The organism is Paenibacillus sp. FSL R5-0527, assembly GCF_038008055.1.
In the GTDB taxonomy this organism is placed as follows: Bacteria; Bacillota; Bacilli; order Paenibacillales; family Paenibacillaceae; genus Fontibacillus; species Fontibacillus macerans.
The window spans coordinates 684,746-707,349 of record NZ_JBBOYI010000001.1 but is presented as its reverse complement, the minus strand read 5'-3'; the positions used below and the strand labels follow the sequence as shown (position 1 = coordinate 707,349).

The following is a 22,604-nucleotide window of genomic DNA, read 5'->3' as shown; positions in this document are numbered from 1 at the left end:
CCCGTTACGGCCGCTTTAATCCTGCCTGCAGCAAGGTGTTGCTCAGCCCCGCGAACTCCGCCAAATCGAGCGTTTCGGCGCGGCGCGACGGGACGATTTCGGCCGCCTCCAGCAGCCGCTCCAGCCGTTCCCGGCCTTCGCCCGGGAAAAACCGGCTTTTCAGATTGTTGGAAATCGTCTTCCGCCGCTGGGCGAAGGCGGCCTGCACCACCTCGAAGAAAAACGCCTCATCGTCCACCGCCACCGGCGGCTCTTTGCGTACCGACAGGCGGATGACGGCGGATTCCACATTCGGCTGCGGAATGAACACGCTGTGCGGCACCGTGCAAACCAGCTCCGGCTCGCTGTAGTACTGAACCGCGATGCTGAGGCTGCCGTAGTCTTTGCCGCCCGGCGAGGCCGCCATGCGCTCCGCCACTTCCTTCTGGATCATCACGACGATATGCTCCAGCGGCAGCTTCTCCTCGAGCAGCTTCATTAGGATCGGCGTCGTCACGTAATACGGCAGATTGGCGACGACGCTAACGCCGCTGACGCCGGAAAATTCGGCGGCAAACAGCGCCTTAAGGTCCAGCTTCAGCACGTCGCCGTGAATGACGCGAACGTGCGGATACGGCTCCAGCACCTCCTGCAGGATCGGCAGCAGGCGCTGGTCGATTTCCACAGCCGCGACCTTGCCCGCTTCCTGCGCCAGCTTCTCTGTCAGCGCGCCGATCCCCGGACCGATTTCGAGCGCTCCTTTAGTGGCGTCGAGACCGGCGGCAGCGACGATTTTGCCAAGGATGTTCTGATCGATCAAAAAGTTCTGTCCCAAGCTTTTCTTAAACGAAAATCCGTACCGCTGTATGATCTCCTTCGTCCGCCGCGGCGTGGACACGTCTTCCCTTATGCTCATGGCCTCTGCACCCCTTCATTCTCCAACTTGGCGAGCGCATCCGCAAACTCCTCGCGGCTGATCCGGAACACCGTCAAACGCTTGTACAGCTGTTTGCCGTTGCAGTATCCGATCCCGAGCAGTTCCCCCAGCACCTTGCGCCGGGCCGCCGCCTCCGGATGCACGATCAGCCCCGCCGTCATCAAGTCTTCCCAATCGATCTGGCCCTCTACTCCCGGCGCCTCGCTGCGCACGCGCGACAAAGCCTCGCGGATCGCTTCCGGGGAGGCGTTTTCGATCCCGATATCGCCCCGCTTCGTCGCATCCGCTTCCCGCAGAAACGCATGCTTGCAGCCGGGCACCCGGTTGGCGATGATCTTACGGATCCGTTCCCCGGCATGGTCGGGATCGGTAAATATGATTACCCCGCGCCGCTCCTGCGCCAGGGCGATTTTCCGCAGCGTCGTCTCATTGATCGCGGAGCCGCCAGTTTCGATCGTATCCGCCTCCACGGCCCGCTTGACGGCCACGGTGTCATCCCGGCCCTCCACCACAATGACCTCTTTGATCATGTGTCTTCTTCCCTTCCGTTTACAACAAAAAGAAGAGGAACGTATCCTCTTCTTATCCAAGTGTCTTATTCATCATCATAATAGAGGTTGTTCAAAAAGTCATCTTTTTATCACGATGAAGCCCTTTTGAACACGCTCAAAGTATCTCGTTCCCCGGATAAAGCGATAGCGGGGCCAATTAATTCAATTCCGGTTTTGTCGGACCGATCACGTAAACCGTGCGGCCCTTCTTGCGGCCAAAATTATTAGCCGTCTTTAAGCTGTCGTAATACACGTCGATCTTGTGGCCCTCGATCGCTCCGCCGGTATCCTCCGCTTTCCGGAAGCCGATGCCTTCGATATAGACCCACCAGCCCAGCGGCACGACATCATTGTCCACGGCGATCGTTCGCCCCTCGGTAACGCGAGTGCCGGAGGCCGTGCGCGTACCAATACCGTCCTCCTCGGAGGAATAAGCGGTGAGCGTGACGTTTTTAAGTATTTTTTTATATTTGAATGAGACTCCGCCTTTTGTTGTCAATCCGCTGACGCTGACCCCGTCCGAGCTGCGGGTCATGCTGGCGGACAACACCGCGGTCGGCTGCTTGGTGCCGACGGCAATGACCTTCGGCTGCGCAGTCTTGGAGACCTCTTTGCCGAGCCATCGCTTCGTCACGAATTTGCCGTCCTCGTAAGTTTTCTCCACGGTGTGGACAACCAACCCTTTTCTGCCTTGCTGAACGACCTTGGTTTCACCTTTCAGCAAACTGTCATCGGCCGTTTTGACAACGGTAAACGGTACGGCTTCTTCCTGCTTGACGGTGTGTTTATTAACGCGAACAATTTTGATGTTCATGTTAGTGGAAATTTTGCTGTCCAAAGCGGGCGTTACTTTATCGTCCTGCTTCAGGGTGACGCCCAGTTCGGAAATGGCGCCCCTTACGGTGTTTTTTGTCGTAAAGTCAACTTTGGCCGTTCCATCCACGATGACTTTCACCGGAACCGCCCGTTCGATCACGATGCGGTCTCCGTCCGAAAGCAGGCTCTCGAGCGGACGCGATACGGTGTCTTGCGGCGCAAGCTTAATGGATTGTTCCTCCAGCAGGTGCGCCACCTTCGATTCCGTCGTTTCCACCGACCGAACCTTTCCATCGATGACCAGAGATACTTGTTTACGCTCCTGACCAAACGCCCCAATCAGGATGATGATGATTACTGCGATGCTCAGTACGCCGACAAGCGTAATCTGACGAAAATTCTCATGCTTCCATCGCAATGCGTAAGACATGCTGGATGAGCGTGATTCATGGGTCTCCCCGTTTCGGAAAATGCCCATTTCTTCCGTCCTCCTTCATAGTCCCGCCGTAAGGTCGATGCATGATACGGTTGACGCGACTACAGTTCTTGTTTACGAAACGCGCTTAGAGGTTGTTCAAAAGATATGTTGATCACGAAGCAGATTCGACATCGAATCTTGAATTCAGCCGGGCCAAGCATATGCTTTCGAAGCATGTTTCCTGCGGAAACATTTCAGGTGCTCACGTACCCAAAACGTACGCTCCGCTCCTTACGTCCCTAGCTTCATCCGACCTAAAGCGTTTTGAAAAAACGCACATCGGAAGCATAATCTTCGGTGCTGAAAACCTGACTTTTGAACTCTTATCCCATAATTAAAAACTAGCCGCTGTTTCGCATCCTTCCCCAGTCTTATCGGCATTTGTCACCTCCTGTTTATCAACAGTATGACGACCCTATTACTTTTATTCAAAACAAAAGAAGCCCAAAGAAAGAGTTAGAGGAACTCCCTTCGTGGCTTCCTGATTGTCTAGGTGTAATAGGCTGCACGAGTTACCTCTCTTGGTACGCTTACGAGGTTAGCTGTCGGGTTCGGACGAAAGAGAGCCGCCCTTTCTCGGTTCGTTCGCTCATGGCGCAACGACCTCGAATTCACCCCTAAGACCCTGAAAAGGAATCATTTGCAAACCTGGCCGGCATCAACCGATCCATGTTTGCGCCGGTTCCCCCGTTCTCCATGCGGAGACTCAGCGAGACTGGTTCACGGAACCAAGTTATCGACCGGCTCGTCAAGCTGAAAAATGAGCCGCAGCGATTACTGAAAAAATTCTATCCTGTTTGGATGCATGTTGTAAAGAACCAATCAACCACGTTTTTTTTAAAAAATGGTTAAAAAAATGTAATAAACATGCTGTTTTGAGTTAAAAAGCATTAATCTTTCGTTTATCCTCATTTTTTCAGCGGTTTTTCTCCGTTATGCTCGGAATTCCAAATCGTTCCAGTGCATTTCGGGTGGTAATTTCGGCGATTTCCTCAAAAGAGACCCCCTTCAGCTCGGCCGCCATTTCGGCTACCAAACGCACATGGGCCGACTCGTTCCGCTTACCACGAAATGGATGAGGAGTTAAATAAGGGGAATCGGTTTCGATCAGCAAACGGTCCAGCGGCGTCTTGGTCAGGACCTCTTTGGGCTGTTTTGCATTTTTAAACGTAATCGGCCCGCCAAACGACAAATGAAATCCCAGATTTAGACACAATTTAGCAATTTCCCAGCTGCCGGAGAAGGAGTGCATCACCCCTCCGACTTCATTCGCCTTTTCCTCGCGCAAAATCCGCACGACATCCTCATGTGCGTCGCGGTTATGAATGGAGATCGGCATCCCCAAACTGCGGGCCAACCCGATCTGCTTGCGGAACACCTCGTGCTGCACGTCTTTGGGCGACGTGTCCCAATAATAATCAAGCCCGATTTCGCCGATAGCCACCACTTTTTCGTGCTTGCAGAGCTCGGCGATCCAGTCCAAATCGCCTTCCTTCATCGTGATCGCATCCTGCGGGTGCCAGCCGACGGCGGCGTAAATGAAATCATACGTTTCCGCCAGCTTCATCGTCGACGGGATCGTTTCGCGGTTAAAGCCGATGTTGATCATGCGCGTAACCCCCTGCTCCACCGCGCGCTGAATCACTTCCTCCCGGTCCTCGTCAAACTGCGGGGCGTCCAAATGCGTATGTGTGTCGAATAACATGGTCGTATCGTTCCTCCTAACGTGCTTGTTCGAATATTTGGGCGATGTCCGGCGGCAATTGATCCCGCACTGCGTGCAATTTATTATCCGGATAATACAAATGGTATTTGCCAAGCTGCAGCCCGCTGATCGAGCGGACGATGTCCGACACTTCGGAAATTTCCCGCAGCCGTTCCTGCCGGTCCAGCAGCAAAATCTGCTTCCCCGCGGCGGCTTCGTCCGGACGGAACACATCATACGGCAGATCGGTCGGAAAATCAATTTCCAGGTCATATTCGGGATGAAGACCGGCCTGTTCAAACGCCTGGCGGATCTGTTCGACCATTTCCAGTTCGCCTGTCTCCAGTTCTACATATTTATACAATTTCCGGTCCAAAAAACGGCCGCAAAGATCGCTTAGCAAAGCATCCGGCTCGCTTTTCCACTGCATGAAGGCGGTCTGCATCAGCGCTTCGTCAAGCAGTAAATAATCGCGCACGCCGATCTCCCCCTGAAACAGACAAGGAAGCGGGTGAGGCAAAAATGAAAAAGTATAGCCGCCCCGGTATAATTCCTTGGCCCGCCGCAAAATCTGCCGCAAAATGATATCCGAGCTGCGGGTAACCGGGTGAAAATACACCTGCCAATACATTTGATAACGGGACATCAAATAGTCTTCCACCGCGTGCATGCCCGATTCCTTGACGACCACCCGGCCGTTGTAAGGGCGCAGCATCCGCAAAATCCGGTCCACGTCGATCGTACCGTAATTGACGCCGGTAAAATAAGCGTCCCGCAGCAAATAATCCATCCGGTCGGCATCCAGCGGGCTGGTGACGAGATTAACGACGATCGGGTTGTGGTAATCTTTACGGATCACCGCCGCGACCTTGTCCGGAAAATCCGGCTCTACCGTGCGCAGCACTTCCCCAACCTCGGTATCTCCAAGCAGAATTTTACAGGTCCAATCCTCGTGATGCATTTGGAAGGCCTCCTCGATCGAATGCGAAAACGGACCATGACCCAGGTCATGCAGCAGCGCGGCGCACAAGGCGACCATCCTTTCTTCGCTTGGCCAATCGGCGTAGCCCCCGCGCTCAAACTGCGAAATGATCCGGCGCGTAATTTCATAGACACCCAGGGAATGGGAAAAACGGCTGTGCTCTGCGCCATGAAACGTCAAATAAGACGTTCCCAGCTGACGGATGCGGCGAAGACGCTGAAACTCCGGGGTATTAATCAAGGACCAGATCACTTCGTCCTGTACATGAATATAATTATGTACGGGATCTTTAAACACCTTTTCCTCGGAAAGCGGACGATGCATGGCTAACACTCCTTTTTTGTCAAAATAGTTTTTTGAAAAATAAAGGGGGAACTTGGCCGATATTAGCAAGTTATGTCGAATCATGTCGTATTAAGTCAAATCTCTGTTTTCCAAAATGTCGAATTGGCTCATCCCTTGAATTTCCTAGGTAAATAAGTAGTTCTTGAAGCTATGTAAGATATTTTTTTAGAAATTATGCTGAACTCTGCCATAAATAGGTTGACTATTCTGGCAATGGTTGGTATTATAAAAAGCAGAAAAGATAGAACAATGTCGAAAAATGACATTAATAAATTATAGCGAGAGGGGCACTTATCAGTTATGATGAAATCAACAGGTATTGTAAGAAAAGTCGACGAGTTGGGACGTGTCGTTATCCCGATCGAATTACGCCGCACACTCGGCATCGGCGAGAAGGATGCGCTTGAAATTTATGTGGACGGCGAGCGGATTATGCTGAAGAAATACGAGCCCGCCTGCATTTTCTGCGGCAATGCCGAGAACGTCACTTACTTCAAAGGCAAAATTGTTTGCCATGAATGCATCACTGAACTTCCTACCCCTGTGACAAATTAAGAATTATAGTATATAATAGATTTACTGAAACTGTTAATTCTAACCTTTTTCATATCTCCTTGGCGCCTTCTCTTGGCTTGAACCCGGCCTAGTGAAGGCCCCTTTTTTTGGCCATACAACATTTTTTGGATATTCTGGTGGGTTTATGGACTACTAGAGCAATGAATTGTAAATATCCCGTTTAGATACCCCGCGGTCGGCGGCGGTTTTTTTCATCGCGTCTTTCCGCGTCAGTCCCTCCTCCTGTTCGTAATGCGCCACATGTTCCTCTATTTTTAAATTTTTCCACCAGGCTTCTCTTTTCTCCTTCACCCGATCCGGATTCGCTCCTTCTACCACCAGACAGTATTCTCCGAGCGGCGGATGTTCCTCCAGCCACCCCAGGCAAGCCTTCAACGAACCCCTGGCCATCTCCTCATAACGTTTGGTCAATTCGCGCGCCAGCACGATGTTCCGGTCACCGAACACCTCAAGCAAGGACTGAAGCGTTTTGTTTAACCGGTGGGGCGATTCATACATCAGCATGGTGCTTTCCTCATCCTCCAGCGATGTCAGCAGCTTCTCCCGCTGTTTCGGGTCCCGCGGCAAAAAGCCCAAAAACATAAACCGCTCCGTGGGCAATCCCGAAACGATCAGCGCGGACAACGCCGCGTTGGCCCCCGGAATCGGAATGACGGAAATGCCCGCGTTAAGCGCCAGCCTCACCAGGTCGCTCCCGGGGTCGGAAATGGCCGGCAGACCGGCATCGCTGACCAGCGCCAAATTTTTTCCTTCCATTATATACCGGACCAGTTCAGGTCCGCTCGCCGCCTTATTGTGCTCATGATAGCTCAGCAGCTTGCCCGGCGATATTTCAAAATGGGTCAGCAGCTTCCGCGTCTGCCGCGTATCTTCGGCCGCAATGATGTCCGCTTCACGGAGCGTCCGCACGGCGCGAAAGGTCATGTCCTCCAAATTGCCGATCGGCGTGCCGACCAGGTACAGCTTGCCGTAATCCGCCCGTTCTCCGGGTGCGGCTTCAAAGCTTTTTTGCACGTTTACGTTCATGGTCTACCCTCTTTTGGTCCATAATAAATGTCCATGATTTCCGGGCAATATTGCCCGTCCTCTCCATATACGATCAGCGGCGGAAGTATCCTTACATCGGGTTTGCCGTCCCGCAGCGCCTCGATCAGCACCATGTTGGCCTCGGCCCCAGCCCGCGGATGCACAAACCGGACGAGCTTCGGCTCCATCCGGTGCTGCCGCAGTACCGTAATAATCTCCGCCAAACGCTGCGGCTTATGCACCATCGATACTTTGCCTCCCGGCCGCACCAGGCGCATCGCCGCGACGGCCACATCCTCCAGGCTGCAATGAATTTCATGCCTTGCGATGGCCTGATACTTATTGAGCTTTAAGTCGCCCCCGGTCAGCGGCATATAAGGCGGATTCACCGTAACCGCGTCATACACTCCATGGCCGGTGATTTTGACCAGCTCGCGCAGATCCCCTTCGCGGATGAAAATCCGCTCCGTAAGACCGTTCATTTCCACGCTGCGGCGGGCCATATCGGCCACTCGCGGCTGAATTTCAATGCCTTCGATCGCCGCTTTCGTCCGTGTCGACAAAAGCAGCGGGATCACTCCGTTGCCGCTGCAGAGGTCCAATACTTTTCCGTATTTCGGAACCGCGGCGAACCTTGCCAGCAGCACGGCATCCATCGAGAAGCTGAACACCTCGTCGCTTTGAATGATGCGCAAATCATGGGTGAGCAAATCGTCGACCCGCTCGTTGCCATAAATCGGTACGTTGTTCATGATTTTATCCTTCTTTACGGTCATTGAAAAAAAACCGTAGGGCCGATCCCCACGGTTTATTATTCTTTTATTTATTCAAAAATGACAAGCAAAACAAGCAATCGCCTTCCGTACGAAGATGTCCATAATAAACATTGCAAATATGGAAACCTTCATGATAAAGACGCGCCAAATTATCATACCCTTCGCCCACGACATCGATCGCTTCTTTACCGGCCAATACCGGGTCCGCAACCTTGCCGGCGGGCGTTAACGGCACGCGGCTTTCCGCGCTTTCCCGCTTCAATATTTTGCGCAGCTGCTCATTCTCCAGCAAGAGCCGCTGGTTTTCTTCCACCAGCTTCTTCACTTCAAGCATGAGGCTGCCCAATTCGCCGTGAACTTTGCCCATTTGTGATTCCAGCGCCTGCATATGGTTGAAAATGTCCTTGTTCTCCAAGTTCCCACCCCAGCGTCATCTCTAAAGTCTTGAAAAAGCCTTTTCTTATTTAAGGACAACGTCGTCCAGCGGAAGCTCCTTCACCTTGCCGATTTCGAACAGCTGTACGTGCACGGTGCGCGATCCGGCGTTGATTCCGACCACCTTCCCGTCGCCCAAAGAAGTAATGACCATTTTGCCTACGGACGGAAGCTCCTCCTTCACACTTTCGTAGTTATCATGCTCAAACTTCAGGCAGCACATTAACCGTCCGCACAAACCGGAAATTTTCGTTGGGTTTAGCGACAGGCTCTGATCCTTGGCCATTTTAATGGAAACCGGCTCAAAGTCGCCCAGCCAGGAAGAACAGCAGAGCACGCGTCCGCAAGGACCGATTCCGCCAAGCATCTTGGCTTCGTCTCTGACGCCGATTTGCCTCAGCTCGATCCGGGTGCGGAAGATGCTGGCCAAATCCTTCACCAATTCGCGAAAATCCACCCTTCCCTCGGCCGTGAAGTAAAAAATGATCTTGTTGCGGTCGAACGTAAATTCCACATCGACCAGCTTCATCTTCAGGTCATGGTCCCTGATTTTATTTAAACATGTGGCAAAAGCGTTTTTTGCCGCAAGCTTGTTCTCCTCGACTACACGGGCGTCGGCTTCGTCGGCGATCCGGATGACCTTCTTCAGCGGAAGGACGACATCCGTTTCTCCCACCTGCTTCTTGCCGACCACCACTTTACCGTATTCGATCCCGCGCGCCGTTTCGACAATCACGTTCTGATCCTTCTCAACGGGAAGGTCCAGCGGATCGAAATAATATATTTTGCCCGCTTTTTTAAAACGGACGCCCACTACAGTGTACAAAAACTAACCCCCTCGTATACCTATAAAACCCCCATAAATGGTGATACGCCAAAAAAGCATCGCTCGAACCAGCTTTCCTTCTCATTCCCTGCTCTTTCACGGGAGAAAGTTTCTAAAGTGCCTGAGTGCTGCCTGTGCGGGCAGAACAAACGTTCTACCTCTGCCCGTCTACCGCGATGAGGAACTGCTCAACGCAAAGCTGGGCATTCATATGCTGCCGCAGTTTCTTTTTGCTTTCCGCAGCCAGTGCCATCGCTTCAATCCACTGCTGCGGACTGCGCGAAGAGGCATGTCTGGAAATAAACTCCAACTCATCTATGAAAACGACTTGATCATGCTTATGATAGAGCGCGTGGATCATATCTTTAAACCACAAATGGAAAAGACTGAACAACATGTCCAGGTGGTCGGTTAAACCGGCCTTGAACAAGCTTTGCTGCGCTGTAATTAAAGGAGAGCCGCCACGGCCTGCGATCTCCCTCCCTAATTGTAACACTACGTTTCTAATTTCTGCAAACCAATTCTGCTGGATAAGTTCGCGGCACGGCCCCAGTCCTGCCGCGAGATGAACGGCGCTTCGGGCCAAAGTTGCCGGATATCCCTCATCCGCCAAAATTTGGAGCATCCGCTCCGGGTTCAGCGGCAAAAACGGCACCCACTGCGCCCGCGATTGGATCGTCGGCAGCAAAGCCCGTCCATTGTCGGACAGCAAAATAGCGACCGCCGGCGACGGGGGCTCCTCCAAAAATTTCAACAGGCTGTTGGCGGCCTGAACCGTCATTTTTTCCGCCTCATCTATAATATAGGCTTTCGGATTGCCGCTCTCCGAACGGTAAGAGAAAATCCGCTGCAAATCGCGGATTTGGTCGATTTTGATCGTTGCCCCATCGGGTTTGACGGTAAAAAGATCCGGGTGATTGCCATGCAGCACCTTGCGGCATTCCAGGCATTCCCCGCAGGCGTCGTCCCCGCCCCGGGTGCAGAACAACGCCTGGACGAAGGCCATGGCCATTTCCATTTGCCCGCTTCCAGGCGGTCCGCTAAAAATATAGGCATGCGATATTTCGTTTCTCCGCAGGCCGCCCTGCAGCAGCTGCTTGGCGGTATCCTGGCCGATGATATCCTGAAATGACACGTGGTTTCCTCCATTTGATACTCGCACTTTTAGAAACACAAGTTGATCAGCATGCCGCGGATTTCGCCGATTTTTTGCAGCAGCTCGATTTTGCCCTGCTCGGTTTCCAGCAGTTCATCGGCCATGGCAAGCAAAGCGGCGTCAACTTCGTCCAGCAGCTTGTAACGTTTTCCCCGGCCGCGGCGATCCCATCCTTTGACATCCTTAATGAGGACGCCCCGGCGGACCGTATCTTCGAGAAATCTTTTGACCATAAGCCGGTATGCTTTCAGCTCCCGGATCGTCATGGAACGGGCCAGCCGATCCCCCTGCATTTGAATTTCCTTAAACCGCCGGGTCAGCTCTTCCTGCGACGCCCGCTCCCCATGCTGCTGCATGACATCGGCGAAGCTCTTGGACTGCACCGGCTTCGCGGGGCCGTCAGTCACCCCCAAGCCGCTTTGGAGCGGCCGGAATCCCGGATCAATTTTCATCTTCGATCACCGCCTACCTTTTGGAAATTACTCAGCTGACTGAACGTGACGCGTATTTCTATCTAATCGTATTTTCTCAGAAATGTTCAAACCGGTCTACCGGCAGTACAAATACGGTGGCTCCGCCGACCTGCACTTCCACGGGGAGCGGCAAATACGAATCGGTGGTCCCGCTCATCGGCGTTACCGGGGTTACCAATTGCTCGCGAACTTTACAACTGTTGCGGATGACATTCAGCACCGCGTCCACCTGGTGGTCGTCGACACCGATCATAAACGTCGTGTTCCCCGCCCGAAGAAACCCTCCGGTACTGGCCAGCTTGGTTGCCCGGTAATTTTCCTTGACGAGCGCGCTGGACAGCCGGTTGCTGTCTTTATCCTGGATAATCGCAACAATCAGTTTCATTTGCAGTCCCTCCTCGTTATATTAAACTCGTTATACTAAAAATGTACCACACCTTATTATTTGACAGCTAGGCCTTCATTTCCTTTAAAAATGCCGAAAGTTGGCTGCGAATGTCGGCGGCCACCTCGTCTTGGCCCTGCGAGGCGTCGATCCGCCTAATCCGCTCCGGGTACATCCCGGCAATCCGCAAATAACCTTCCCGAACCTTCCGGTGGAACTGGGTGCTTTCCATATCCAGACGGTCGACCTTTCGCCCCTTGCCTGCGGCGATGCGGGCCAAGCCGGCCTCCGGTTCGATATCGAGGTAAAAGGTAAGGTCCGGAAAACGCCCTTGCGTCGCAAACATGTTGATGTTCAGCACCTCTTGAATGCCGAGTCCCCGCGCATACCCCTGATAAGCCAGGCTGCTGTCGATGAACCGGTCGCACAGCACGCTGACGCCCCGCGCCAAGGCAGGCTCCACTTTCTCGGCCAAATGCTGGCGCCGCGACGCCGCGTAGAGCAGCGCTTCGGTACGGGCGTCCATCGCTGTGTGCTGCGGGTTTAAAATGATGTCGCGGATTTTCTCGGCGATTTCTATCCCCCCCGGCTCACGGGTCGTCATATAGGAAACGCCGTGTTGTTCAAGAACTTGGGCCACTTCGGCCATCACCGTCGTTTTGCCCGAACCGTCACCGCCTTCCAGCGTAATAAATAGTCCTCTCTCTTTACCGTTCATGTGGTTCATTCCCTGCTTTCTTGATTAGCTTCTTTACTTGGATGGTGAGCAGCAAAGGATCGGCCGCCCCCTGGCATTTCGCCCCGGAATGCCGCAGGCGGATCAGCCGGCTTCTCGTCTCTTCCGTGATCGTCTCTCCCGAATACAGAAGCGGGATGCCCGGAGGATAAGGGATGATCATCTCCGCGGCCTGCCGGCCGGCGCTGTCCTCCACGGGAATCGCTTCAATCTCCCCTTGGGATAGGGGAGCCAGGGAAAACGCCACAGGCTCGGAGATACCGGGAAGAACGTCGGCCTGTTCTGCATCTATGCCCGATCCGCAATCGGCAGGTTCCGCGTCTGTAAGCGTACCGGTCACTTGCACAACAATACCGGCATCGGCTTGAGACCGGACTTCAGCATTTCTTATTGCGGCATCTGCCGGTTTCGGGTCCGGCGAAATGTTCCACGTGGAAAGTTCCGAAAATGGATCGCTTTCGGCTCCGGAACAATCCTGTTCCGCTTCCCTTTTCTCCGCCACTTTCGCTGCCGCCTGTACTGCCGTTGCTGTCGCCTTCTCTTCCGCTTTCTCCGGCGCACCCTTCGCCGCTTCCGCTGCCGCTGCAATGCGCTCCAGCGCCTGCAGCAGCCGCTCGGCGTCCCGCTCCGTCGTCCCCGGTCCGAACGCCAGCACCACGTACCGCTCATCGCTCATTTCCGGCACGCAGCCCTCGGCCTCAAGCCGCTGCTGCAGCTCGTAGCCGCTCCACCTGTTTGTTGTGTCGTATATTACAAGCTTAAACGGGTCTTGAATAGTATATGCAGCGGCCCCTCCGCTCGCGCCCGGCGGCTTGACGAAGCCGAAGCGCGGCAGTTTATCGAGGCCGCTGCGCGCCGCGGCGGCCGCGGCCAGCCCGCCTGCGAACAGGGCGGGCCCCTGGGCCGCCAGCAGGCTTCGGCTCACGTCGAGCGAAGCCATGATGGGATAGGACGGGCTGGAGCTCTGCAGCATCGCCAGCCGCTGGCGCAGCAGCGCGCGGTCGATCAGCCCGCCCTGCACATGCAGCATCGCGCCCATCGTGAGCGCGGTGAGCATCTTGTGCGTCGACTGCACGACGCCATCGGCGCCTTGGGCCAGCGCGCTCTCCGGCAGCGCCGGATGCTGGCCGAAGTGGGCGCCGTGCGCCTCGTCGACGAGCAGCGGCACGCTGTGCGCGCGGCAGAGCTCGGCCAGCGGCCGCAGCGATGCGCCCATCCCGTAGTAGCTCGGGTGCGTGACGAGCAGCCCTTTAGCGCCGGGGTACCGGCGCAGGGCTTCACGCACCGTCTCCGCAGGCGGGATGGTCGCCAGGCCGCTCGGCGCGTCGAGCCGCGGCGCCAAAAACACCGCGTGCGCGCCCGCCAGCATCAATCCGTGGATGACGGATTTATGCACGTTCCGCTGCACGAGCAGCACATCGCCCGGAGCGGTGCACACGCTCAGGATCAGCGCCAAATTGCCGGCTGTGCTGCCGCCGACAAGAAAAAACGTCTCCTCCGCCCCAAATTGGGCGGCGGCCAGCCGCTGCGCCTCACGGATCACTCCCTCCGGATGATGCAGATCATCCGTGCCGGTAATTTCCGTGGCGTCGAATTCCATCACCCGGGACAGCAGATCCTGCTCCGGGGGCATTTCGCCGCGCAGGGCTTGTCCGTTTTTATGTCCGGGCACATGAAAGGAAACATCGTTTTTTTTCATATATTGCATCAAAGCTTCATATAACGGAGCCCGATTGGCTTGTGCTTGTTCCGGCATCTCTATCTTAATCCTTCCGGCAGTGGTCCTGCTTTGCTGAAAATATCATTGCTTCATTTTACCGCTTCTTTCCCTGAATGGGCAATATCGCATATAGAAAAGGACCCGTTCTCTCGAAGAACAGGCCCTGTCACCTCATCGATTTATGCGTATTATGCATTCTTTTGCACCCAAATTTGCTTCATTTGATGAATAAAGAAATGGTATTTTTCCTCCTGCACATCGGTATGCACCATTTCAGCCTCGCACGCATCGCATATAAATTCCGATACGATATGAATGCCTTCGGTTTTTGGCTCCCCGCAAATAATGCAAGTTCTTTCGGTCCGCTCATCCATGCCCAAATCCCACCTTGTCTGTTTTACTATCAGTATGACACAGATTCTATTATTTTAAACCTTTTCATAGTCCCTTACCTGTTTTATCTTATGCCGCATGGCCCGCGGCTGTGTTTGTACGCCGCATCTTTAATTATCGGCGGCTTGCTCCGATATAATAATATAGGCATGTCCGAGTTTTAAAGAGGTAGTTCTACGCTTCCGAAGCCGTTTTCTCCGAAAACGTTTAGCTCCGCTACTTTCGTCCCTAGCTTCATCCGACCTTAAGCGTTTTGAAAAAACGCACAGCGGAAGCATAAGCTTCGGTGCTGAAAAGCCAACTTTTTGAACACGTACTAAATGTGATTTCTAGGAGGGTTGATGGGTGATATCCGCTGATCCTGAAACAAACGCGACGTTTTACCATTACCGGCTGCTGAAAAAGGTCGTGTTGCCCAAAGCCTTGATCTATGGCTTCGCTACGCTTCCTTTTCTTTGGCTTGCCGCAGAGATGATTTTTCTATCCTGGACCAGCCTTTTTTTCTTTCTGATTGCCGCACCCATTGCGTTATGGATTCAATTCGTCATTTCCCGGTCCGTCCTGATCATCTTAAGCCATTCCTACCGCAAGCGCTGGCGTTTTTCCCGGCTGCTGCCCTGGATCGGTTATATGCCCGAACAATATGTGGCTTACTCCGTATTTCGCAAAGTTCACCTGCATGCCGCCTGGATCGGTTGCTGTATCATCGCGGTCCTCATTCCGTGGTCCCCGGTTTCTTTTGTGCTGTCCTTGTTTTTCTGGCACTTCTGGCTGATTGCACCGCGTTTGCTCGCCCTTGCCTGTGTACGGGGCCAACGTAAAGACGGCATGCTGAAAATCACCGGTCCCGATATTTCCTATTACTTGCAGTGAGTACATTCAAAGAAAACAAACCGCGTTTAGCGGTTGTTTTTTCTTGCGATAGGAGGATGCCGAGGCGCCGCCTAAGATTTTACTCTCTGACGTATATAATGGTAATTTACGTTGCTATTTTTAAGATTGTTACTCTCTCGAAGAAAATAGCGGAACTTTTTGCCCTTATTCGGGGCAACGCTTGAAAAACGGCTTTTTTATCCCCATCTTACTAAAATAGGGACAAAAAAATCCTCTATTCTCGCCACACTCCTTTTTTGACGAGAATAAGGACCATTTTTTCCGTTATTTTTCTGGGCCTTTACAATAAGCCTGTTGCCTGCGGTTTGCAGGAACAGGCCGATACTGGTGAACCGTCCGGAATCAATCGGCTCGATTGTACCGAATTTAAGCGATCCCCGCGTTGCTGCGGGCCCGGCAAATCAAGGACTGCTTTCCAGACCTTGAATCACTGCCTTATCTTCTTGTTTTGGGACAAGCACCGTAAACGAATCGTCGTGAATGGTCAGCTGCACAATCTTTTTGCCTTTCTCGTAAACTCGGGTTGAACCGGCGCGTTCCTCTTTTTGTTCGGTCCAGCCCCATTCTTTTATGACCTTCTCATAAGCATCCGGTATGCCGCCGCTTTCGCTTAACCCCTTCAGCGAGTAGTGAACATAGTCCATTTTTGAGTTATTTAATGCGTTATCCGTCTGATCGGCTTCTTTGGGAACCGGGAAGCTTTTTTCCACAGCCGCCCCTACGTAATTTGTCCACGAAGGCTCGGAAGACGCACAGCCCGCGATGACGAACATCATCATCAAGACTCCCCACATGAAGCATAAGGAATACGCAACTCCTCTGCGCTGCATGATCCATTCCTCCTTACCCTGCCTATATACTGTAAACGTTATCCCATGTTGTCGATGCCTGATATAGAATTCGGAAGGCTATATGCCCTAGACAATAACATATCATTACAATTATAACGGTTGACTTGCCGTTGTCGGTAACAAAAAGGTTACATTCTTTTTGATAGGTTCTAAGTATAGTAAACCCGTATAGCTCAAAATGCAATACTGAAGCGAAAAATCGCGTGATTTAAATGTTATGTTATTTTACACAAACTTTCAGTTACTTTATTTAATGATTGCACGAATTCGGGAGATTTATAAAGCATTATAAATTAAATCAATTATGTATGCGCTTATTTGAAGTTAAAGTGGCTTTGTCATAATACCTTACATCTATTTATGATGGTATCCATATTCTTTACATACGATTTCAGGAGAGGAGAGAAATAAAGAGATGAAACGACATCGTTGGAATTGGAAAAAAAGCAGTTCCCTGCTATTAACCGGGGTTCTGATGACCGGGCTATGGACCGGCGGCATACCAGCGGAGGCCGCTTCGGCCTCTGCTGCGGCTTCTTCCGCAGCTAGTAGTGCCAGGGCTGGGAAAACCCAAGGTTTTATCACGGCAGATCAATTTTACCTTTCGATGAAGGAGGCCGCCGCCGAAGCGGGATCCGCCCTAACGCTCGACGTTCCTCAAGGCGCGAAAATGCAGCGCAGCAACGCCGCCGTCTTCCTTCAGCAATGGCTGAATTTGAAAGATGCAGCGGAAACCTTCGATGATGTAGCGGACGATGCCTCCTATGCACCGGCGGTTGGGGCTGTTGTCAAAGCCGGCTTAATGGAGGGGTACTCCAAAACCCTGTTTATGCCGGGGCAACCGCTAACGGCTGAGGACTTGACGATTTTGCATGATCGCGTCACGGGTTATTTGAAACCGTTTGTGCTCGAAGAGGCGACGATTGCCGATATGCAGTTAGCGATAGATCAGGGCAAGCTGACCTCCAAGCAACTCGTTCAAATGTATTTGGACCGCATCGCCAAATACGACGACCAGGGCGTCTCGCTGCAGGCCGTTCTGACCTTAAATCCCGACGCTTTGAGCATTGCCGAAGCTCTCGATCAGGAACGGGCCGCGAAAGGGCCGCGCGGACCGCTTCATGGCATCCCTATTTTGGTCAAGGACAATTTCGATACGGCTGACATGCCTACCACCGCTGGCTGCCTATGCTTGAAAGATTCCATTCCGGGCAAGGATGCCGAGCAAATCGCCAAACTGAAAGAGGCCGGCGCCATTATTTTGGGCAAAACCAACCTGCATGAGTTCGCTTTCGGCATCACGACCTCCAGCTCCCTTGGCGGGCAAACGAAAAATCCGTACGCGCCCGACCATTATCCCGGCGGCTCCAGCGGCGGCACCGGTGCGGCGGTCGCGGCCAATTTCGCCGCAGCCGGCCTTGGGACCGATACCGGCGGATCGATTCGCATCCCGTCCAGCTTCAACAGCCTGGTGGGCATACGCCCTACGGTCGGTTTGTCCAGCCGCGACGGCATCATCCCGCTGGCCCTGACGCAGGACGTCGGCGGCCCGATGGCCCGCTCGGTGGAGGATGCCGCTATCATGCTGGACGCCACCGCCGGGTATGATCCGGATGATACGGCAACCGCGTACAGCGTCGGGCATATTCCCGCAAGCTATACCGCGTTTCTGGATGCGGACGGTTTAAAAGGCGCCCGGATCGGTGTCGCCGTCGAATTGTTTCAAAACGGCAATGATCGGGAAAAGACCGTCTCCGATGTCGTTTACCATGCGGTCGATGAGCTGAAGGCCCTGGGAGCTGCGGCCATTCCGGTCACCATTCCGAACCTGGCGGAAATCAACGAGTACCCCAGCCTAAGCGGATACGAGTTCAAATTTCAATTGAATGAGTATCTTCAGGAGCTGGGAGACGGCGCACCTTATTATAGCCTGGCGGAAATTATCGCATCGGGAGAGTATGACAAGGCTCAGGAGCAGTCCATGAAAGCCCGCGAGGCTCGGGAAACGCTGGAAACGGAGGAATATAAGGATATTTTGCTGAACCGGACCAAATTGACGCGCGATGCCCTTCTAAAAGTGATGGCCGATTACGACCTGGATGCCATCGTTTACCCGACGACGACGCAACCGGCCGCGTTCATCGGCGAAAGTCAGGCTTCCGGCAACAACAACCGCCTTAGCCCATTCTCCGGTTTCCCGGCCATCACCGTTCCAGCCGGGTTTACCCCAGACGGTTTGCCCGTCGGCATTGAATTCCTGGGCCGGGCTTTTGACGAAGGGACCCTGATTAAGCTGGCATACAGCTATGAACAAGGGACTCATCATCGTCACGCCCCTAAATTGACACCATAACGAAAAGCAAAAAGTACGGTCCGGGGTGTAGCCCGCTTCGGCCGTACTTTTTTTGTGCGTTATATTTCCAGTATTCAAACCCCGTTCCGGAAAAGAGAACCTACAACAAACCGTCCACTTCCCCCCGCTCATCCAGACGGATTCGTTCCGCCGCCGGAGATTTGGGCAAACCGGGCATCGTGACGATATTGCCGGTATGCGCAACGATAAAGCCCGCTCCCGCGGACAGCGTTACGTCCCGCACCTGGACAGTAAAATTGTCCGGGGCTCCGAGAAGCGTTGCCTGATCCGAGAAGGAATAAGGGGTTTTCGCCATGCACACCGCCAAGCGGCCAAATCCGAGGCGCTCGAGCTCCCGTATCTTCGCTTCCGCCTTAGCGGACAGCTTGATGCCTTTGCCGCGGTAGATTTCCCTCACGATGGCTTCGATTTTTGCCCGGATATCAAGCTCTTCCGGATACAGCGGCGCATACCGCGAAGGCTCCCCCCGCAAAATATCCTGCAAGGCCCGGGCCATTTCCAAACCGCCCTCGCTGCCTTTAGCCCAGACATCGGACAACTCCGCCCGAACCCCCATGCGGCGGCAGGCTTCGGTAACCAGCCGGATTTCATCTTGCGGATCGTCGGCATAATGGTTTATAGCCACCATCACGGGAACTCCGAATTTCCCGATGTTCTCCAAATGCCGTCTAATGTTGGCAAGACCGGCTTCCAGCGCCGCGGGATTCGGTTTGTCCAGCTCCGCTTTGGGGACCCCGCCGTTATATTTGAGCGCTTTTACGGTAACGACGAGCACCGCGGCGTCCGGCGTTAATCCGGCCTGACGGCACTTGATATTGAAAAATTTCTCCGCGCCTAAATCGGCTCCAAAACCGGCTTCCGTAACCACGATTTTGGCCAGCTTCAGGGCGGCCTTCGTACCGATCACACTGCTGCAGCCGTGGGCGATGTTGGCGAACGGGCCTCCGTGAACAATGGCCGGGGACCCTTCGGCCGTTTGCACCAAATTGGGCTTGATCGCCTCCTTGAGCAAAACGGTCATCGCGTCGACCGCGCCGATCTGCGCCGCGGTGACCGCTTCCCCGGACATGTTGCAGGCCACAACCATACGGCCAAGCCGCCGTTTCAAATCGTCCGCGTCCTCGCTGAGGCACAGCACCGCCATAACCTCCGAAGCGCTAGTAATCATAAAGCCGGATTCATGAACCTGGCCGTTCCCGTCACCCAACCCGACGACGATTTGCCGAAGACTCCGGTCGTTCATATCCATCGCGCGCTTCCACAAAATGCGCCCCGGGTCGATTTGCAGTGCATTCCCTTGAAAAATGTGGTTGTCGATCATCGCCGCGAGCAGGTTATGCGCGGAAGTGATGGCGTGCAGGTCGCCGGTAAAATGCAAATTAATGTCCTCGAACGGTAAAATTTGCGCTTTACCACCGCCGGTCGCTCCGCCCTTCATGCCAAAGCACGGTCCCAGCGACGGCTCCCGCAGCGCAGCGATCGACGGCTCGCCGATCGCGTTCAGCGCCTGCGCCAGGCCGATCGTCGTCAGTGTTTTTCCTTCCCCGGCCGGCGTAGGATTCATAGCCGTCACCAGCACTAATTTCCCGTCGGGCCGATCTCGCATATCGCTTAGCAGCCGAAGATCCAGCTTACCCTTATAACGGCCGTACAATTCCAAGTATTTATCCGCAATCCCAAACGTATCGGCTATCTCCAAAATCGGCTTCATTCCCGCAAGTTACCTCCAGCAATATGATTCGTGCAAAATAAGGCAAATATCAAAACACAATCATATTGTACATGAAAACAACCGGGATAGGCGTGACGGAATTGGCATCATAATAACCTTAGGCCGCTCTCTCAAGAGTGTAATCAACCGGATTCCGCGTTATTTGAAGGAGGCAAACGGACTACTGCCTTTCGGGAGCAATTCGTTCCAAGCAAAACTAAACTCCGGAAAACCGGCGGCATAAGGCGTGTATTCATATAATTGGAAGAAAATTTGCACGCGGCCCGGCAGCAAATAGAAATCCGGATTGTCCTTTAACCCTTTGAAGCCCCCCATATAACCGGGGTCTGCTTTCAACTCCTTGCTTAGCCGGGCGTTCATCCGCTTTTCATAATCCTTATTCGCGCCCAGCAAGTCCTTAAGTTCCAAAAGCTTGCCGTCTTTCAACGAGAAAGTGTATCCGGTGCGGTAACTCATACCATGCGCTCCGCCCGTATACTCTGTATATTGGAACAAAAGGCTGAGCACGCCATTTTGGTTATAGGTGACAAGATACGAGCTCTCAAAACTATTCGGATTCGTTATATTCTGATCGCCGAGATCCTTCATGACCTCGTCGATGTACCCTTTGTGATCTTCCATTTGCTTTTCAAAAAACGTATTGATCGCCTTCTCCGCTTTCGCATCTCCCATGCCGTCCAATTGAGGATATTGGAGATGAACCGAAACCCGTTTGCTTTCCTTGTCATAGCTTGAAGTGGTCACCGTGATTTTATTCTCTCGGCTCTTGATGACGTTTAACTGCTTAGCGCCATTATTCCAGACCGCATCATAACCGAGGTAATCCTTGACCCATTGAAAAGGAATGTAGATTTTACCGTTAATGAGCTTGACCTCTCCATCTATATAGAAACCGTTAATGGCGGGTTCCACGCTCCCTCCGGCCACCATCATTGTTAGCTGCCGGTAACCTTGGCCAATCTTCCAGGTCTTCGTTTTTGAGTCATAGTTAGTGGGAATTTTCAACGCATCCCGCAAAAAAGCGACCGGAACCAAGGTTTTTCCGTTTAGCAGCAGCCCCTTAAGCCCCGTATTCTCCCCATTAACTTTAAGGTTAATGGCATCGCCGGCAGCGCTCTTGCTCTTGCTCTTGACCACGGCCGCATTGAAATTCCCTTGCCGGACGTCTGCAGCCGCTTGGCCCGGGTTAACCGGCAGCAATATTGCGGAACATAACAAACCTGTTGCTACACCCACAGTCCCTAAACGCATCAATTTGTTCATCTCGGTTTCTCCTCCTGCCAAATACCACTTTTGTATTTACAGAGCCGCTTCTTCATTCTCTGTTGTTGGTCACCTTAATCATTATAGTGACTGCTTAGGCGGAATAAGTTACATCCCACCTTACAGTTTTTTTTCTCTTTCGTCCGGATTTCGCCCGAATATTGACGTTTTCTTTACGTCTTTTTAACTGATTGACAAGCGGAATCGTAAAGCAGAAAACAAAAAAGCACAGCCAAAGGGTTCGGCCGTGCTCTTCCGGGACTGTGCGGTATTCTTAACGCAAACTGACTTTTTTCGCGCATGTTATAAACTCTAACGGACTGAAAAGACCTTATCTCCCCATTTCTCGAGTATTTCCACTGGCGTTGCATTAACTTTTGCTCAAGCTTTCCCGTAAAAGCTATCCGAAATCTAACGGTTGTAGCAGCGGCTATTTCGCGAAAAAAGCCCTTTTCTAAATTCTAACGGTTGCGAGCGCCGTTATTTGCCTGAATCCAAGTAAAAATTACCGGTTTTCAGCGAAATAAGCACCATGGCAACCGTTAGAATTTGAAATCAACGGTATTGGAACAAATAGCGCTTGTGGCAACCGTTAGAATATTGGTGTGCCCAGAAAATGTAACTTGTCAGATTTAAATGCAAACGCTTGTAGAGTATTTCCCGTTCTAACGGACCCAGATGACGCTATCGGGCTAAAAATAACGCCATTCACGCTAATCTGAGGGAAATAAGGTCCGCTCGGTCCGTTAAAATTTTTAGTCCTTCACTTTGGAACAAATAACGCGCTCAGGTCCGTTAGCCTCGTTTGCTACGTCTCCTCTCCATCGCAACCCATCGCTAGTGACCATCCCCCGGTGTCCGCTGTACAACGTTCTATCCATCTCATCCCGCTGCAGCATTCCGACAATGCAAAAAAAACACCGCCGATCACTCGGCGGTGCTCTTCTTCATGCTTGGCGGCGTCCTACTCTCCCAGGACCCTTCGGTCCAAGTACCATCGGCGCTGGAGGGCTTAACGGTCGTGTTCGGGATGGGTACGCGTGGAACCCCTCCGCCATCGCCACCAAACGATTCAAGGCGTTAATCCTTGAAAACTGGATACGAAACTTGATTTGCGTGTTAGCCCCTATTCAGTTCCCGGGGTCCCCGAAAAGTAATCGAAATTACCTTCGAAGCCTCGCGTCACTTTTTGGGG

General features: G+C 52.9%; 21 protein-coding genes, 1 rRNA gene and 1 riboswitch. Of the genes, 3 read left to right on the top strand and 19 right to left on the bottom strand.

From position 1 onward, the window contains the following. Window positions 1–4 precede the first annotated feature (4 nt). The 5 genes from rsmA to NYE69_RS03205 form a co-directional block, all read right to left on the bottom strand. On the bottom strand, window positions 5–895 hold the full coding sequence (gene rsmA / locus NYE69_RS03225; RefSeq protein WP_316561660.1) for a 16S rRNA (adenine(1518)-N(6)/adenine(1519)-N(6))-dimethyltransferase RsmA: 891 nt from the start codon (window positions 893–895) through the stop codon (window positions 5–7). Beyond that, window positions 892–1,446 carry a ribonuclease M5 gene (rnmV, locus tag NYE69_RS03220; RefSeq protein ID WP_036618143.1) on the bottom strand — a complete coding sequence of 185 codons (555 nt, stop codon included), beginning with the start codon at window positions 1,444–1,446 and terminating at the stop codon, window positions 892–894. The genes rsmA and rnmV overlap by 4 nt, the downstream gene beginning before the upstream one ends. 178 nt (window positions 1,447–1,624) lie before the next feature. Beyond that, window positions 1,625–2,761: a 3D domain-containing protein gene (locus tag NYE69_RS03215; RefSeq protein ID WP_340923870.1), complete on the bottom strand. Its 1,137-nt coding sequence runs from the start codon at window positions 2,759–2,761 to the stop codon at window positions 1,625–1,627. A 511-nt stretch (window positions 2,762–3,272) separates the two neighbouring features. Then, a riboswitch (cyclic di-AMP (ydaO/yuaA leader) is annotated at window positions 3,273–3,483 on the bottom strand. Between the two features lie 194 nt (window positions 3,484–3,677). After that, a complete protein-coding gene (locus tag NYE69_RS03210) occupies window positions 3,678–4,466 on the bottom strand; it encodes a TatD family hydrolase (protein ID WP_340923867.1) in 789 nt (262 codons plus the stop codon). A 16-nt stretch (window positions 4,467–4,482) separates the two neighbouring features. Next, the gene (locus NYE69_RS03205) at window positions 4,483–5,772 is read right to left on the bottom strand and encodes an HD domain-containing protein (RefSeq protein ID WP_036618146.1); all 1,290 of its coding nucleotides are present in this window, start codon (window positions 5,770–5,772) and stop codon (window positions 4,483–4,485) included. A 321-nt stretch (window positions 5,773–6,093) separates the two neighbouring features. Here NYE69_RS03205 and NYE69_RS03200 point away from each other — a divergent pair, with 321 nt between their 5' ends. After that, window positions 6,094–6,348 carry an AbrB/MazE/SpoVT family DNA-binding domain-containing protein gene (locus NYE69_RS03200; RefSeq protein WP_009226360.1) on the top strand — a complete coding sequence of 85 codons (255 nt, stop codon included), beginning with the start codon at window positions 6,094–6,096 and terminating at the stop codon, window positions 6,346–6,348. A gap of 153 nt (window positions 6,349–6,501) precedes the next feature. Here the strand turns inward: NYE69_RS03200 and rsmI are convergent, their stop codons facing one another. The 10 genes from rsmI to NYE69_RS03150 form a co-directional block, all read right to left on the bottom strand. After that, window positions 6,502–7,395, bottom strand: coding sequence for a 16S rRNA (cytidine(1402)-2'-O)-methyltransferase (gene rsmI / locus NYE69_RS03195; protein ID WP_340923848.1), 894 nt, complete (start codon window positions 7,393–7,395; stop codon window positions 6,502–6,504). After that, window positions 7,392–8,147 carry a tRNA1(Val) (adenine(37)-N6)-methyltransferase gene (locus tag NYE69_RS03190; RefSeq protein ID WP_340923845.1) on the bottom strand — a complete coding sequence of 252 codons (756 nt, stop codon included), beginning with the start codon at window positions 8,145–8,147 and terminating at the stop codon, window positions 7,392–7,394. The genes rsmI and NYE69_RS03190 overlap by 4 nt, the downstream gene beginning before the upstream one ends. 67 nt (window positions 8,148–8,214) lie before the next feature. Next, window positions 8,215–8,586, bottom strand: a complete 372-nt coding sequence (locus NYE69_RS03185; RefSeq protein ID WP_340923842.1) for an initiation-control protein YabA — start codon at window positions 8,584–8,586, stop codon at window positions 8,215–8,217. A gap of 45 nt (window positions 8,587–8,631) precedes the next feature. Next, a complete protein-coding gene (locus tag NYE69_RS03180) occupies window positions 8,632–9,432 on the bottom strand; it encodes a PSP1 domain-containing protein (protein ID WP_036618153.1) in 801 nt (266 codons plus the stop codon). 154 nt (window positions 9,433–9,586) lie between these two features. Further along, window positions 9,587–10,567, bottom strand: a complete 981-nt coding sequence (holB, locus tag NYE69_RS03175; protein ID WP_340923839.1) for a DNA polymerase III subunit delta' — start codon at window positions 10,565–10,567, stop codon at window positions 9,587–9,589. 29 nt (window positions 10,568–10,596) lie between these two features. Next, entirely contained in the window at window positions 10,597–11,040 is a 444-nt protein-coding gene (locus NYE69_RS03170) for a YaaR family protein (RefSeq protein ID WP_036618156.1), read from the bottom strand. A gap of 76 nt (window positions 11,041–11,116) precedes the next feature. After that, entirely contained in the window at window positions 11,117–11,446 is a 330-nt protein-coding gene (locus NYE69_RS03165) for a cyclic-di-AMP receptor (protein ID WP_036618158.1), read from the bottom strand. Window positions 11,447–11,513: 67 nt separating this feature from the next. Beyond that, window positions 11,514–12,164, bottom strand: a complete 651-nt coding sequence (tmk, locus tag NYE69_RS03160) for a dTMP kinase (protein WP_340923836.1) — start codon at window positions 12,162–12,164, stop codon at window positions 11,514–11,516. Then, complete coding sequence (locus tag NYE69_RS03155) at window positions 12,154–13,938, bottom strand: aminotransferase class I/II-fold pyridoxal phosphate-dependent enzyme (protein WP_340923833.1); 1,785 nt, start codon at window positions 13,936–13,938, stop codon at window positions 12,154–12,156. The genes tmk and NYE69_RS03155 overlap by 11 nt, the downstream gene beginning before the upstream one ends. Before the next feature lie 152 nt (window positions 13,939–14,090). Further along, window positions 14,091–14,276 (bottom strand): sigma factor G inhibitor Gin, encoded by a 186-nt coding sequence (locus NYE69_RS03150; protein ID WP_036618164.1) that lies wholly within the window; start codon window positions 14,274–14,276, stop codon window positions 14,091–14,093. Between the two features lie 367 nt (window positions 14,277–14,643). Here NYE69_RS03150 and NYE69_RS03145 point away from each other — a divergent pair, with 367 nt between their 5' ends. After that, a complete protein-coding gene (locus tag NYE69_RS03145; RefSeq protein ID WP_445744815.1) occupies window positions 14,644–15,168 on the top strand; it encodes a hypothetical protein in 525 nt (174 codons plus the stop codon). A gap of 422 nt (window positions 15,169–15,590) precedes the next feature. On the opposite strand, the gene NYE69_RS03140 is transcribed toward NYE69_RS03145, so the two are convergent. Then, window positions 15,591–16,019, bottom strand: coding sequence for a hypothetical protein (locus tag NYE69_RS03140; protein WP_340923823.1), 429 nt, complete (start codon window positions 16,017–16,019; stop codon window positions 15,591–15,593). Window positions 16,020–16,455: 436 nt separating this feature from the next. Here NYE69_RS03140 and NYE69_RS03135 point away from each other — a divergent pair, with 436 nt between their 5' ends. Continuing rightward, entirely contained in the window at window positions 16,456–18,393 is a 1,938-nt protein-coding gene (locus NYE69_RS03135) for an amidase family protein (RefSeq protein ID WP_340923820.1), read from the top strand. A gap of 100 nt (window positions 18,394–18,493) precedes the next feature. Here NYE69_RS03135 and NYE69_RS03130 read toward each other — a convergent pair whose 3' ends face one another. The 3 genes from NYE69_RS03130 to rrf form a co-directional block, all read right to left on the bottom strand. Then, window positions 18,494–20,125, bottom strand: a complete 1,632-nt coding sequence (locus NYE69_RS03130; protein WP_340923817.1) for a formate--tetrahydrofolate ligase — start codon at window positions 20,123–20,125, stop codon at window positions 18,494–18,496. Window positions 20,126–20,284: 159 nt separating this feature from the next. Beyond that, window positions 20,285–21,409: a PdaC/SigV domain-containing protein gene (locus NYE69_RS03125; protein ID WP_340923814.1), complete on the bottom strand. Its 1,125-nt coding sequence runs from the start codon at window positions 21,407–21,409 to the stop codon at window positions 20,285–20,287. A 951-nt stretch (window positions 21,410–22,360) separates the two neighbouring features. Beyond that, window positions 22,361–22,477: ribosomal RNA gene (rrf, locus tag NYE69_RS03120) — 5S ribosomal RNA — on the bottom strand. Between the last annotated feature and the right edge of the window lie 127 nt (window positions 22,478–22,604).